The sequence below is a fragment of the Enterobacter cloacae complex sp. P43RS genome (assembly GCF_014930585.1).
In the GTDB taxonomy this organism is placed as follows: domain Bacteria; phylum Pseudomonadota; class Gammaproteobacteria; order Enterobacterales; family Enterobacteriaceae; genus Enterobacter; species Enterobacter bugandensis.
The window spans coordinates 683812-697961 of the sequence record NZ_JADBRJ010000001.1 but is presented as its reverse complement, the minus strand read 5'-3'; the positions used below and the strand labels follow the sequence as shown (position 1 = coordinate 697961).

Sequence of the window (14150 nt, the reverse complement as noted above, 5' to 3'; positions counted from 1 at the left end):
AAGAGAAGGGAAAAAACGCCATAACGAAATTACCTATACGAAAGTGAACCTCTGTATGACGTTAACGTTGTTGTCGCGCTTGATATCGTTTTAGCCAGCGCTCGAATGCGGCAGCGGGCATCGGCTTAGCGAAAAGAAAACCCTGCCGTTCGTTGACGCCGTTTTTGGTCAGAAAGGCATCTTCTTTTGCGTTCTCCACCCCTTCGGCAATCACCTGCAGGTTTAACGCCTGCGCCACTGCGACAATGGCGCGTACCAAAGACTGGGAGACAGAGTGCTTATGAATATCTCTGACAAAAGCCTGATCGAGTTTAATGGCATCAATAGGAAAACGCGCCAGCTGGGAAAGGGAAGAGTAGCCGGTACCGAAATCGTCCAGATGAATTTGTGCCCCGAGCCGACTGAATTGCTGGATCACCGAGAGCGCCAGCTCTTCGTTTTCGATAAGACAGCTTTCGGTTAATTCAACGTCGATAGGGCAGTACTCAAAATGCAGATCCTTAAGCGCCTGCTTTAGCTCGCTGAAAATCGTCTGGTCGGCCAACTGACGTGCAGAGACGTTCACGGCCACGCGCAGGTTAATTCCCTTGTCACGCCATTTTGCCACCTGGCGAACCACATCAAGCATCACCCAGCGACCCAGCGGCACAATCAAACCGGACTCCTCGGCATAAGAGATAAATTCCAGAGGGGGGATCAGCCCGCGCTCGGGCGACTGCCAGCGGACCAGCGCTTCAAGGCTTCGGACTTCGCCGCGCCAGGTCATTTTCGGCTGGTAGTGGATCAGGAGCTGATCGTTATCCAGCGCTTTACGCAGGTTGGTGTCCAGCCACAGGTACTCAAACACGCGCTGGTTCATCTCGGGGGAGAAGACGCAGAATTTGCCACGGCCATTCTCCTTGGCGGTGTACATGGCGATGTCGGCATTGCGAATCACGCTTTCCCTATCGTTCCCGTGCTGCGGCGCGAGGGCGATCCCCAGGGAGCAACCGGTGTAAACCTCAATGAGACCGATTCTGAACGGCTGGCGCAGGCGGGTCAGAATACGCGACGCCATCGCTTCCAGCGAGCCCTGAGAGGTATTGGTGGCCATAACGATAAACTCATCGCCGCCGAGCCGCGCTAAAACCTGCCCCTCATCCAGACAACTCAGAAGGGCAAGTGCAACCGCCTGCAGGAGCTGATCGCCGAACATATGCCCGTAGGCATCGTTAACCTTTTTGAAGTTATCGAGGTCGAGGTACACCACGCCAACCTGCGTGTCGCCGCGGCTATTGATGGCGTCTGAAATCAGCTCATGGATCGCATTGCGGTTGGGCAGGCCGGTGATGGTATCGGTATTGGCCAGCACGCGCAGGCGCTCCTGTGCCCGTCGTTCTTCGGTAATGTCGGTCCCGGAGCAGATAAGGAAAATTTCATTTTTACCGCTGCCGCTGTGAACGAATTTATTTCTGAACAGAAACAAGCGTTGCCCTTTTCGCGTTTTAATCCAGCGTTCGACTTCGTAGGAGCTGCCGTTGCGAAAGAAACCCGCAATGTTGCGCTTCGAGGCTGCCGCTTCGCTGCGGCTCATGAACAGTTCAAACACGTTTTGACCAATGACTTCATGTTCTTTCAGACCGGTATACTCTTCGCTCAGGCGGTTAAAGCGCTGGATATTGCCGTTTTGATCGAGAATGACAATGACGGAATTCGCTTCAGAAACAACCTGTTCCGCAAAGGAGAGTCCCTGAGCCAGATCGCGTGCCACGGAGGGCGTATCGTTCCAGGCGGAAGCCGTTCCGGCCCACTCGTTTCGGGTGATTTTGCGTCCGACAAGATGGACGGGAACTTGCTCGCCGTAAAGAGAGAGGTTCAGGGAAATGCTGGTGGTCATTACCGTTAGCTGACGGATCTGTGCGGCCTGTTCATCATCCAGTACGATCTCCTGAGTCACGTCAGCATTTTCGCTGGCGGCAAGGTGCAGAGCGTTGCTGTCAGCCGACAATCGCCACCACGGGCTGTGAGTACCCATGTAACGAAACAGCAAATTTTGCTCAAGTTCGTCGATCATGATTTCTCCCGCCGCGACGCATTAGCGAACAAATTATTCATTAGTCGTCGACTTTTCCGTTGAAAATAGCGGCAAAGCCGCATTTAAAGTATTGTTTTTCTGAGCTTTTTTATAATGAAACGCATCAGGCATATAAAAATGCTGAGCGTATAAAATCCACGTGCCCGAACAGGGCAGCACTCTTTAACTGTAGATAATTATGGCTGTTTTGGGCGGGCTGGGGCGGAAAAAGTAAGAAAAATGATGCTTTTGCGAGGGGAAAGACAGGGAGAAAATTGTCGGCCTTTCTGAACGGAAATGACCGACAATTGAGCAGGTTATCAGGCGACAGGGCGCGCAATAATACTGCGGGTTTCCATGCGAACTTCAGCGATAGTTACATCAATCACGTCAGTGACTTTGTAAACCGTCTCGCCTTTAATTTGCACGGTGCCGCTTTCCTGACTGCAGACCAGTTCGTCACGAACGGCGTGCAGGAACGGGGCAGGGATAAAGGCGACCGCACCGTTATCCACCAGACGTACGCGCATTCCCCCGCGGCTGATATCAATAATTTCTGCCGCGAAGCGGGTATCGGTACCGGCTTTATCCTGCAGGAAGCGCGCGTATAGCCAGTCTCCGACGTCACGTTCCGCCATGCGGTTCAGACGGCGTCGCTCGGCCATCTGTAGGGTCGTGTCGTCCTGAGGACGGGCAATGGTTTCGCCCTTAATAATCGCTTTCAGCAGGCGGTGGTTAACCATATCGCCATACTTACGGATCGGGGAGGTCCAGGTGGCGTAGGCTTCCAGACCGAGGCCAAAGTGCGGGCCTGGCTCGGTGCTGATTTCCGCGAAGGACTGGAAGCGGCGAATACGGCTATCCAGGAAACCGGACGGCTGAGCGTCCAGCTCGCGGCGAAGCTTGCAGAAGCCCGGCAGTGTCAGCACTTCTTCCGGATCAACATGCACATCGTGATTCTTCAGCAGGGCCGCGAGCGCTTCGGTATTGGCCGGATCGAATCCGGTATGAACGTTGTAAATACCGAAGCCCAGCCTGTCGCGCAGCACGCGCGCGGCACAGATGTTGGCGGAAATCATCGCTTCTTCGACGATGCGGTTAGCAATGCGTCGCGGCTCGGCCACGATATCCAGCACTTCGCCTTTTTCACCGAGAACAAAACGATAATCCGGACGATCTTTGAAGACCAGGGCGTGAGTCTTACGCCACTCGCCGCGGTTCAGGCAGATGCGGTGCAGCAGACGAATCTGTGCCGCGATAGCATCGGATTCAGGTTTCCAGCTGCCGGTGTTTTCCAGCCAGTCGGAGACATTGTCATAGGCCAGCTTGGCTTTGGATTCGATGGTGGCGGCAAAGAATTCGATATCGTCTTCAATCGTGCCATCTGCGGCAATGGTCATGCGGCAGGCGAGAACCGGGCGCACCTCATTTGGGCGCAGCGAGCAGAGGTCGTCAGACAGTTCGCGCGGCAGCATCGGGATGTTAAAGCCCGGCAGGTAGTTGGTGAACGCGCGGATTTTCGCCGTTTCGTCCAGCTTGCTGCCTTCCACAATCCAGGCGGTTGGATCGGCAATGGCGACGGTCAAATGCAGTTTGCCATCGGCGCTCTCTTCAGCGTAGAGCGCATCGTCCATATCTTCTGTGCTGGCGCTGTCGATGGTGACAAACTCCAGCGCGGTAAGATCGCGGCGCGCCAGGCCTTCGTCCTGCATCTCAGTTGCCACGCCGTTCGGCGCTTCTTTTTCAAGATTATGGCGCGCCAGCGTGACCCACCACGGGACGAAATGGTCGTCGCCAAAGGTGATGAACTGGGTCAGTTCAGCATAGAAACCGCGGTCGCCTTTCAGAGGATGACGGCGCATTTCTGCCACGGCCCAGTCACCTTCTTTAAAATCATGCTCAACGCCGCGGGCGGCGCGGCAGGGAATGGCATCTTTCAGCAGGGGGTGATCCGGCACGACAGAAAGACGATCGTCCTTTCTCTGCACTTTGCCCACAAAGCGGGTCAGGAACGGCTCGATCAGTTCTTCCGGCTCGGCGGATTCACGTTCCTTCTCGGTATGGATGACGGCCATGACGCGATCGCCATGCATCACTTTCTTCATCTGCGGTGGCGGAATGAAGTAGCTTTTCTGCGCGTCAACTTCAAGGAAGCCAAAGCCCTTTTCCGTGGCTTTCACGACCCCTTCTGCACGCGGCGTCTGGGAATGCAGTTGCTGTTTAAGCTGCGCTAGCAGCGGGTTGTCCTGAAACATAATGTTCTATTTTCGTAGCCATTGAGCGGCTGACAGTTTTACGCGATTCTCACTGCTACAGCAAGCGCTCTTTGGGGAAAGAGTGTGGTTATTCCGCTTTGCCGGACGCGACTTTTAGTCGATTGAGCCAGCCCTCCAGCGCGCATTGGCTGAGCAGGTTGATCGCCTGAACGGCAGTAAGTCCTTCTTCAGTGAGCGGGGTAAATTGTGCGGCGCTGAAGCGGTCCGGCGAGCGTGTCAGCAATTCGGCCGCTGCCGAAAGCGCCGGAGGAGACAGCGAAATGGTTTCCCGGCTGTTTATCAGGATCTCCCCCATCAGGTCGAGCAAGGTCGGTTCATGGCACAGGACCGGCGTCAGCGCGTCAAGCGCGGGCTCTGCCTGCCAGCGGGAGAGGGACTCAAGCTGATGCGCACTGGCATAGCGAAGCTCGACCACGGGCAGAAGCGAGATCCACGCGTCGGAGGACGTTGGCAGGGTGTGCGGCTGAATATGATGGCCCGGCAGCCAGCGGACGGGATGGCCGAGCAGTGCCTGAAAGACGGCGACCACGCGCGCCTGAAAACCGATAAAGCCGATTATCTGGTTAATTACCACAACGTCATAGATAGACAGACCTACCTCATCAAGCTGGTTACGCGCCTTATCATCAATGACGTCAGGTGAGCTGGCGAGCTGGCGGGCGTACTGCGTGATTTGCGCCAGCCGTCGGTTACTTTCGCGGGAGGAGTCAGGGCCCGGCAGCGGGGCGAGGAGGGCGGCGTAGTGGTTGCACAGCCGCTGAACGCCGCAGGCCTGCGCCACGGTCAGCGCGGTACTTAACCGATCGTAGGCGCTAAGCGTTCGCAGGCGGTTTACGGGAAGTGAGAGCGGGAACAGCTGGTGACATAAGGATCTGGCAGGAGCGAGCCAGCCGGTACAGGCGGCGACAATCTCATCTGGCAGGGCTAAATCGAGCAAAAAACGATCGTCGACGTTAGCGGCTTCGGGCACCAGGGGCAGCACATCCGGCTGCGCGTGGTTTGACTGGGTTTCGTGATACCAGTGGCCTTTGCCGGAAAAACGGCGTTGTTCCATGGGCGTTCCTTGATCTCAAAATGGCGATCAATATCCTGGCGTAAGGCAGATAAAGGGAAAAATATTGTTAGGTGATAACAAATAGCAGAACGGAATAACGAAGAGGAGTGCGGAGGGGGAAAGCTCTCTTCCCATGCGGGAAGAGAGCCACAGCTTATTTAATTTCCAGCTCGTTCATTGCAGCGATGTTGAAGCCGCCGTCAACGTGAACCACTTCGCCGGAGATACCTGCGGAAAGGTCAGAGCACAGGAATGCAGCAGAGTTACCCACATCTTCAATGGTAACGGTACGACGAATCGGGGTAACCGCTTCGCAGTGTGCCAGCATTTTACGGAAATCTTTGATGCCGGACGCCGCCAGGGTGCGGATAGGGCCAGCAGAGATGGCGTTAACGCGCACGCCTTCTGGACCCATTGCGTTCGCCATGTAGCGGACGTTGGCTTCCAGAGATGCTTTCGCCAGGCCCATAACGTTGTAGTTAGGGATAGCACGCTCTGCGCCCAGGTAGGACAGGGTCAGCAGCGCTGCGCCCGGATTCAGCATTGCGCGGCAAGATTTCGCCATTGCAACGAAGCTGTAGGAGCTGATGTCGTGCGCGATTTTAAAGCCATCACGGGTTACCGCGTTCACGTAGTCGCCGTCCAGCTGGTCGCCAGGAGCGAAGCCGATGGAGTGAACGAAACCGTCGAATTTCGGCCATGCTTTTGCCAGTTCAGCAAACATGCCGTCGATGCTTTCGTCTTGTGCAACGTCACATTCCAGAACAATGCTGGAACCCAGCTGCGCGGCAAACTCTTCAACACGGCCTTTCAGCTTGTCGTTCTGGTAGGTGAACGCCAGCTCAGCGCCTTCGCGATGCATTGCCTGTGCGATGCCGTATGCGATGGACAGTTTGCTGGCAACGCCAGTCACCAGAATGCGCTTACCGGAAAGAAAACCCATAGCTTTAATCCTTATATTCATTGCTTATTTTGCCTTGTAATTCATAGCGTTACAGGCAGTATTTCAAAATCATTCGAAATTAGCTCGAAATTATAGCCCACTCACGGCCCCTTGTGTCACGATATTTCTCGTCGATCTCCGAAGAGGAATGCCCCAAAAGGTGAGGCGCGGGCTGGCGGGGGCTCAAAATTTCAGCATTCGTCCAGTATATCACCCGGCAGCAGCTTCGCCTCATCCAACCAGCAAGGTTCCGCGATCCATCAGCGGTATTCACACTTTCCTGGCGTTCTCAACGAAACGCGCAACGACAATAAAGAATACCGGGACGAAAAAGATCGCGAGAAGCGTGCCGCTGATCATGCCGCCAAACACCCCGGTGCCGATAGCGTGCTGCGTGCTGTCACTCGCGCCACGCGCCAGCATCAGTGGCACCACGCCTAACGTAAAGGCTAACGATGTCATCAGAATAGGGCGCAGACGCTGGCTTGCGGCCTGTATCGTGGCCGCAAGCAGGGGTTGTCCTTCCCGGTGGAGCTGCCTTGCAAACTCGACAATCAGAATGGCGTTCTTGGCGGAAAGGCCTATCAGGGTGATAAGACCGACCTTAAAGAAAACATCATTCGTCATGCCCGCAACGGAGACGGCAACCACCGCACCGATAAGCCCCAGGGGAACGACCAGCATGACCGCAAAGGGAATTGACCAGCTCTCATACAGGGCGGCGAGCACCATGAACACAACCAGTATCGACAGAACGATCAGACCCGGGAGCTGAGATTCGGATTTTCTCTCCTGCAATGAGCTCCCGGCCCACTCGCCGGCCATCCCCTGCGGTAAATCCCGTGACAACGTCTCCATGGCTTTCATTGCAGTGCCGCTGGATTTGCCTGGGGCCGCACTGCCGGTAATGCGGATAGCAGAATATCCCTGATAACGCGTCAACTGCTGCGGCGCAACGTTCCAGGAAAGCGTCGCAAACGTAGATACTGGCACCATCTGCCCCATACGGTTTTTTACCGATAATTTCAGGATCTGCTCAGGCTGCATGCGGTAAGGGGCGTCGGCCTGAATAATGACCTGCTGAACGCGGCCCTTGTTCGTGTAATCATTAACGTAGTTCGACCCCATGGTGACCGAGAGCGTCTGGTTGATTTCATCAAATGAGACGCCCAGCGCTTCCGCTTTTTCCCGGTCAATCTGAAGGGCCAGGCTTGTTCCTTCCGGCAGACCGTCTATATACACGTCACTCAGTTCAGGACGTTGATTAGCTTTCATAACCAGCGCATCGGCCGCTCTCTTTAACGCCTCGTAGCCCAGTCCCGCCCTGTCCTGCACGTACCAGGTGAAGCCCGAGGAGGTGCCCATATCCGAAATGGCCGGCGGGAGAAGGCTCATCGTGACGGCATCAGAGACGTTAGCCATGCTGGCCTGTATATGGTCGGCTTCATTCTGTGCGGTCGTACCCTGCTGATCTTTCCAGTCCTTCAGCGTGGTGAAGGCCATGGCCGAATTCGGTCCCGAGCCTGAAAACCCAAATCCCAGAATCATAATGTTGCTTTCAATATCCGGCCGGGCCGCAATTTCCTCTTCAAATTTTTTAACCACTTTCAGGGTGCGCTGCATTGTGGCATCGGAAGGCAGCTGAATTGAGGACATAAAATAGCCCTGATCTTCATCCGGAAGAAAGGACGAGGGCAGCGAAGAAAGCCCCAAACATAGCGCAGCACATAGCGCAACGTACAACAGCAGCATTCGCCCGGTACGTCTCAGCACCGCGCCCAGCCCGGATTCGTACCACGTCGTGAGGGTACGAAAGCGGGCGTTAAACCCTGCCGCGAACCTGCCACCAACGTGCTTTGCTGCGCTGTGAGGCTTAAGTAGCGTCGCGCATAGCGCGGGGGTAAGCGTGAGGGCAAGAAATGCCGACAACAGTATGGAGACCGCCATGGAAATACAAAATTGTCGATAAATAATCCCGACGGATCCTTCGGCGAAACCCATGGGAATAAAGACGGCGGTAAGCACCAGCGTGATCCCGATAATTGCCGGCGTGATTTCTTTCATGGCCTCCCGGGTCGCGTCGCGCGGAGAGAGTTGTTTTTCTTCCATCAGGCGCTCAACGTTCTCCACGACCACAATGGCGTCATCTACGATAATCCCTATCGCCAGAACCATGCCGAACATGGTCAGAATATTGATGGAGTATCCACTCAATAGCATCACCGTGAAGGTGCCAAGCAGTGCGACGGGGGCAACAATCGCCGGGATAAGCGTACAGCGTATCTTATGCAGAAACAGCAGCATTACGAGGAAGACCAGAACCATCGCTTCCACAAAGGTCTGCACCACTTTCATGATGGAGAGCTTCACAAAAGGCGCGGTATCGAAGGGAACTGTAAACGTCATTCCTTCCGGCAACACCTGAGAAAGTTCGTCGATGCGTGCGCGTACGCCTGCAGCCGTGCTCATCGCATTGGCGCCAGGCGATAGCTGGACTGCCGCAGCCGTTGCGGGAACCCCATTTTCGCGGATACCGAAAGCATAGCTTTGCAGGCCGGACTCAATGCGCGCGACGTCGGACAGCTTCAGCCTTGCGCCGGACGCCTCTGATTTCAGAGTAATATTCCTGAAAGCCTCTACGGAAGTGAGTTGCCCCTTCACGGTGATCGGATACGTTACGCCTTGCCCTTCAGATGCCGGTTCATCTCCCGTTTTGCCGGGCGAAACCAGGGCATTTTGCTGGCCAACGGCGGTAAGCACATCGCTCACCGAAAGTCCGTAGCTATGAAGCTTCATCGGGTCCAGCCAGATGCGCAGCGCTTTTTCGCCACCAAACAGCTGAATTTTCCCTACTCCAGGTACGCGGCGAAGCTCGTCGCTGACATGCCGGGCAAAGTAATCGCTTAAATCGGCTTCCTCAAATTTACCGGTTGTGGACTTCAGCCCCACCATCATTAAAAAACCGGAATTGGCCGCCTCGACGTTGATGCCATTTTGCCTGACCGCCTGTGGCAAACGCGGCTCCACAATTTTAATCTGGTTCTGAAGGTCCATCTGCGCCAGCTTGATGTCCGTGCCGGGCTTAAACGTCACGGTAATAGACGCAGAACCGGTTGTGTCACTGGATGATTCGAAGTAAAGCAAATTATCGACGCCAGATATTTCGCGCTCAAGTAACGACACTACCGACGTATTCATAATATCGGGGCTGGCGCCCGGGTAGGAGACAGAAATAATAATCCCAGGCGGTGCCACCGCCGGATACTGCGCAACCGGCAGCCGGGGAATAGACAATACACCCGACAGGACGATAAAAAGCGCCACGACCCAGGCGAAAATGGGACGTTCAATAAAGAAATGAGGCATTAATTTAACTTCCAGATACGTGACTCTTTCAGTGAGTTATTTTGTTCAAGATGGTGTGATGGAAAGTCTACAACTCGCCTGTTTAGCGGACATGGGCGGTTTATGGAGAGAGTGTGGAGCGAAACAACACGGTTGTTTAAATCATTCTCACGATGAGGTACAACGGTGAACCGCCAAAAAAGAGAATTAAATAACACTCATAGTAAAACACCAAATCGTTAAAATCTGGCGTAGCGTTCAGCAGCACAGTGAACGTAATAATGAGATAAACAAAAATCACCATTAGCCAGAAGGCGATGAGAAGTAATTCAGTGAACGCGCCTGCTTTGTTTTGTATTATCAGAGAGACAACCGACAAGGCAATGCAGCCATAGATCATGGGGGAAGAGAGTAGCGTTGCGGCGACTTTCTCATCCATTTTATGCATCAATACCAGCCAGGTATAAAGTAATCCCCACGATAGCAGCAGGAAGAGAGAAAATATGCCGATTTTTTTAGGAGAGAAGTATTTCGAAAGTTCCATGTTCATTATCTCAGCCAAATTCAGAAAGCCTTTAAGCGACAGGGTTATTTACCACGTTAAACGAAAGACGGTTTAACTCCGAATAACTATTGTGGACTGACATTGTCGAGTCTTTATTGACTGAATGTGTAGGCTGTATGGAGAAATTGCCGGGCACTTAAATTAATTCAGGAAATTTTCGCGGCCACGGCACTTTTTCCCGGAGCCTGTGTCTTATTGTGCTAAAGATATCTGATAGCGTGCTCAAAGGGATTTCACCCGCGGAGATAAAATGAACAAAAATACTCTAATCCTTGTTGTTGAAGATGAAAACGAAATTGCCGATATACTGATGAGTTACTTAGAGCGTTCTGGGATGAAAACGCTGAGAGCCCGGCAGGGCGAGCAGGCGATAGCGCTTAATCGGCTCCATAAACCGGATCTTATATTGCTGGATATCCATCTGCCCGTATGCGATGGCTGGAGCGTACTCACGACGCTCCGTCAGGAAAGTTCTGTGCCCGTCATTATGGTGTCCGCACTCGATCAGGACGTGGATAAGCTGATGGGGCTTAGGCTTGGCGCGGATGATTACGTCATCAAACCTTTCAACCCTTCCGAAGTGGTCGCGCGGGTTGAAGCCGTGCTGCGCAGAACCAGACCCGCTCTTCAGCAGGCGGGTGCTGTGCCTCTCAGGACGCCTTTTATTACGGTCTACCCGGACGATTTCTACGTTGAGGTCACCGTGGGCGAAGAGGTAGTCTCCCCAGTATTAACGACGACGGAATTTAAACTTCTTACTTACCTGGTGAGATACCCGCGAAAGGTCTGTTCCCGGGAAGAGTTACTTAACGCGTGTCTGCCGGAAGGCGATACGCTCGACAGAACGGTAGACAGCCATATGAGCAAGCTGCGTAAAAAGCTGGAGCTTGCAGGCCTTTATGGCGTTCCTGAGAGCATCAGGGGGATGGGCTATCGACTCGGGGAGAAAAAATGAACAGAGATTCTGTCCTGAGTCGGCAGATCTTAACGTATATGCTGCTGCTGACGTTTATGATCATTGCCATTGCGGTACTGGGCTCCTGGTTTTTTTACTCTTTTATTCTCGATCACCTCCCCGGCGGTGCCGTTGAGGGCGATGACGAGCAAATGACGATGTGGGACTGGGTGTGGATCGGGACCGCGACAACAATCAGTCTGATAATCGCGATATTTTTAACGATAAAACTTTCTTCACGAATACTCACCCCGTTAAACGCGGTAGCGTCCAGCCTGAGAAAAATTTCTCAGGGCCAGCTGGATGCCCGTGCTTATTGCGCCAGCTCCCGTCTGGGAGAGGTCAATCATCTGGTCACGGATTTCAATGAAATGGCGGAAAAACTCCAGACGCTGGATATTCAGAGGAAATCCTGGAACGCCGCCATTGCCCATGAGCTGAGAACCCCGGTCACGATTTTACGCGGGCGGCTTCAGGGGCTGGTTGACGGCGTTTTTGAGCCGGATCCGCTACTTTTTAATAATCTTCTCAAGCAGACTGAGGGGTTAACCCGTTTGATTGAAGATCTTCGGGTGATCAGCTCTGACGGCGGGGCGGGTTATACGCTGTATAAATCCAGAACGGACCTCAAAGGCACAATCCAGGATGCGCTTGATACTTTCATGCCCGAGTTCAAGCACAATCAGTTTGTAATTAAAACAGAGTTGAGGGAACAGCGATGCGTGTTCGATCCGTTGCGCATTAATCAGTGTCTGGCCGTTCTGTTTGACAACGCATTACATTATTCAACTTCGCGGAAACTCATCGTAAAAAATGGCGTCTCTGATAAAGGCAATTATATCCTTATTGAGGATGGCGGGCCGGGCATCCCCAGGGAATTTCATGATTTCTTATTTCAACCCTTCCAGCGGGATAATGGTGCCAGAGATGTGAATCCTGAAGGATGTGGTTTAGGCTTATCGGTGGTAAAAGCCATCATGCTGGCTCATGGTGGCGATGTAACGTATACCTTATCGAAGCAAAACCACTCCCTATTCAAACTGACCTGGCCCGATGCCTGAGCCCTGGCGGCAGGTCAGCCTGGCCTGCCTGCCGATAGCGGCAACTGCCATATATCGCCTAACTTTGTATCCCATTCCAGAGGGGAAATTCGCAATTTGCCCCGTTTTGGGCTTAAGGTTATTTCACTGAAGTAAATTTCATCGCTTTTCAACATGAGGTCAATGCGGCAGTAGTCAAGTCCCTTCGCCAGCTCCTGAGCGGCGAGCAGAGCCTCACGGAACAATTTCGGCTCGCCGGGCGCGACCGGCGTATTAGAATATTCCATCTGGAAGGGCTGTAAATTCCAGTGTCGGTCGTAAACGTTGATAAACTCTCTGCCGCGGTCATCTGTAAAATCGGCCTCAACATAGTGTGCGACCCCGTGAAAACAGTGAATTCTCAGCATTTCCGGCGTGCTGTTCCTGTCCGCATTATTGAAAAGATCGACATAGGGCTCACACAGTATAACGGGTGTAATATTTTTGTACTGCCACTCGCGCGTGGTGTAATACAAATTCTTCTTTAATGCGAGAGTGAGCTTTTTACGGGCCTGTCGGTAATTGAACTGGTTTTTGTTTGTACAGATTATTGTGCTTCCACTGTCATGATTGCACTTAAGGACGAATTGATCGGGCAGTATTGAAAAATCGATATGCGAAAACCTGCGGTATACACCAATCAAAGGCACCACCTTTACTCGCGTTGTTCTGGACGCAACGTATTCGCGGACGGCGAGTTTATCGGCAAGCATTGTGTAGAGATTATTATGGTCATAGACCAGGCGATGACATATTTTTTCACTCAACGTAGTGGGTGATTTAATGTCAGGGGTTATGCCTGATGTCTTTTTGAGTTTTGCAGTATGAAAATTGAGGTCCGTCATGAAATATGAACGGCATTTTCTGATGAGATACTCCGTATATTTTAGAACATATGTGGTGGTGTTCATTTCTTCTCCTCCGTAATGTCCCGGTATTCTGGAGAAGAACTATTGATTGATATTGCTTAAAATATGGAGCAGGGATGGAGACAAAAAATAAAAGGATTAAATAGCGCACGCAGGCTATTTAATCCTTATTTGAGCGGAGCAATCCGTGTTTACCGCCGCGCTTAACGGTCTTTTCTCCACGCATCGGCGGTCAATGCTTCACCGAAATGCCCGGCAATCAGCCTTTTCGTCAGCTCATGAAGCGGGGAGGCCATCACATCCGCCGTGCTGCCGCGCTCGACGACTTCCCCCTGGTGCATGACCATTACCTGATCGCTGATGTGCTTCATCATCCCCAGATGCTGGGTGACGTAGATGTAGGAGATACCCTGCTTTTCCTGTAATTCGAGCATCAGGTTAATCAGCTGCGAACGCATCGACATATCCAGCGAGGCAAGCGCTTCGTCTGCAACGATCACTTTCGGGCGCAGAATCAACGCGCGGGCCAGACCCAGACGCTGTTTCTGACCGGGGGCCAGCATATGCGGGTAGTAGCTTTCGTGATCCGGTAACAGCCCAACCATACGCAGCGTTTCGAAGATACGCTTGCGGCGCGCCTCTGGCTCCAGTTCGGTATTCAGACGCAGAGGGAAATCAAGGATCTGCGAAATGCGCTGGCGTGGATTAAGTGAGGTAGACGGATCCTGGAAGATCATGCGGATGCGCTGGCTGCGGAAAGAGTAATCGCCAAACTGCAGAGGATGATCGTCAATCAACACTTCTCCAGCAGTGGGCTCGACCATGCCGGCAAGCATTTTCGCCAGCGTGGATTTACCGGAGCCGTTTTCGCCGATGATCGCCAGCGTCTGTTTTTCACGCAGGGTAAAACTCAGCGGCTTAACCGCTTCGACAGTCTGACGATGAAACAGCCCCGTGCGATAGCGAAAGGTCTTACTCAGATTGCGGACTTCCAGCAAGGTTTCGACCATT

The 14150-nt window shown here is 53.2% G+C and carries 10 protein-coding genes; 2 read left to right on the top strand and 8 right to left on the bottom strand.

All coding sequences use genetic code 11. The annotated features are described in order from the left end of the window. Positions 1 to 61 precede the first annotated feature (61 nt). The 6 genes from pdeR to IM294_RS03300 all read right to left on the bottom strand — a co-directional run bounded on the left by pdeR (position 62) and on the right by IM294_RS03300 (position 10215). Complete coding sequence (pdeR, locus tag IM294_RS03325) at positions 62 to 2053, bottom strand: cyclic di-GMP phosphodiesterase (protein WP_028013393.1); 1992 nt, start codon at positions 2051 to 2053, stop codon at positions 62 to 64. A 320-nt stretch (positions 2054 to 2373) separates the two neighbouring features. Further along, positions 2374 to 4308 (bottom strand): exoribonuclease II, encoded by a 1935-nt coding sequence (locus tag IM294_RS03320; protein ID WP_045260657.1) that lies wholly within the window; start codon positions 4306 to 4308, stop codon positions 2374 to 2376. Positions 4309 to 4396: 88 nt separating this feature from the next. Next, a complete protein-coding gene (locus IM294_RS03315; protein ID WP_126818525.1) occupies positions 4397 to 5383 on the bottom strand; it encodes a CMD domain-containing protein in 987 nt (328 codons plus the stop codon). 154 nt (positions 5384 to 5537) lie between these two features. Further along, the gene (gene fabI / locus IM294_RS03310) at positions 5538 to 6326 is read right to left on the bottom strand and encodes an enoyl-ACP reductase FabI (RefSeq protein WP_003856831.1); all 789 of its coding nucleotides are present in this window, start codon (positions 6324 to 6326) and stop codon (positions 5538 to 5540) included. A gap of 270 nt (positions 6327 to 6596) precedes the next feature. Further along, on the bottom strand, positions 6597 to 9692 hold the full coding sequence (locus tag IM294_RS03305; protein WP_126818524.1) for a multidrug efflux RND transporter permease subunit: 3096 nt from the start codon (positions 9690 to 9692) through the stop codon (positions 6597 to 6599). A gap of 136 nt (positions 9693 to 9828) precedes the next feature. Then, on the bottom strand, positions 9829 to 10215 hold the full coding sequence (locus tag IM294_RS03300) for a hypothetical protein (RefSeq protein ID WP_041909660.1): 387 nt from the start codon (positions 10213 to 10215) through the stop codon (positions 9829 to 9831). Positions 10216 to 10486: 271 nt separating this feature from the next. On the opposite strand from IM294_RS03300, the gene IM294_RS03295 reads away from it, so the two are divergent. Both IM294_RS03295 and IM294_RS03290 read left to right on the top strand, forming a co-directional pair. Next, positions 10487 to 11191 (top strand): response regulator, encoded by a 705-nt coding sequence (locus IM294_RS03295; RefSeq protein ID WP_028013388.1) that lies wholly within the window; start codon positions 10487 to 10489, stop codon positions 11189 to 11191. Next, positions 11188 to 12252 (top strand): ATP-binding protein, encoded by a 1065-nt coding sequence (locus IM294_RS03290; protein WP_048959144.1) that lies wholly within the window; start codon positions 11188 to 11190, stop codon positions 12250 to 12252. The genes IM294_RS03295 and IM294_RS03290 overlap by 4 nt, the downstream gene beginning before the upstream one ends. A 14-nt stretch (positions 12253 to 12266) precedes the next feature. Here the strand turns inward: IM294_RS03290 and IM294_RS03285 are convergent, their stop codons facing one another. Next, positions 12267 to 13181: an ATP-grasp fold amidoligase family protein gene (locus tag IM294_RS03285; protein ID WP_126818523.1), complete on the bottom strand. Its 915-nt coding sequence runs from the start codon at positions 13179 to 13181 to the stop codon at positions 12267 to 12269. A gap of 161 nt (positions 13182 to 13342) precedes the next feature. Next, positions 13343 to 14149 (bottom strand): putrescine export ABC transporter ATP-binding protein SapF, encoded by an 807-nt coding sequence (sapF, locus tag IM294_RS03280; protein WP_028013385.1) that lies wholly within the window; start codon positions 14147 to 14149, stop codon positions 13343 to 13345. Position 14150: the final 1 nt, after the last annotated feature.

Excerpts from the sequence above, each read along its gene's own strand:
- IM294_RS03320 (WP_045260657.1), bottom strand. The coding sequence starts at position 4,308 with ATGTTTCAGGACAACCCGCTGCTAGCGCAGCTTAAACAGCAACTGCAT.
- pdeR (WP_028013393.1), bottom strand. The coding sequence starts at position 2,053 with ATGATCGACGAACTTGAGCAAAATTTGCTGTTTCGTTACATGGGTACT.
- IM294_RS03290 (WP_048959144.1), top strand. The coding sequence starts at position 11,188 with ATGAACAGAGATTCTGTCCTGAGTCGGCAGATCTTAACGTATATGCTG.
- IM294_RS03305 (WP_126818524.1), bottom strand. The coding sequence starts at position 9,692 with ATGCCTCATTTCTTTATTGAACGTCCCATTTTCGCCTGGGTCGTGGCG.
- sapF (WP_028013385.1), bottom strand. The coding sequence starts at position 14,149 with ATGGTCGAAACCTTGCTGGAAGTCCGCAATCTGAGTAAGACCTTTCGC.
- IM294_RS03300 (WP_041909660.1), bottom strand. The coding sequence starts at position 10,215 with ATGGAACTTTCGAAATACTTCTCTCCTAAAAAAATCGGCATATTTTCT.
- fabI (WP_003856831.1), bottom strand. The coding sequence starts at position 6,326 with ATGGGTTTTCTTTCCGGTAAGCGCATTCTGGTGACTGGCGTTGCCAGC.
- IM294_RS03295 (WP_028013388.1), top strand. The coding sequence starts at position 10,487 with ATGAACAAAAATACTCTAATCCTTGTTGTTGAAGATGAAAACGAAATT.
- IM294_RS03285 (WP_126818523.1), bottom strand. The coding sequence starts at position 13,181 with ATGAACACCACCACATATGTTCTAAAATATACGGAGTATCTCATCAGA.
- IM294_RS03315 (WP_126818525.1), bottom strand. The coding sequence starts at position 5,383 with ATGGAACAACGCCGTTTTTCCGGCAAAGGCCACTGGTATCACGAAACC.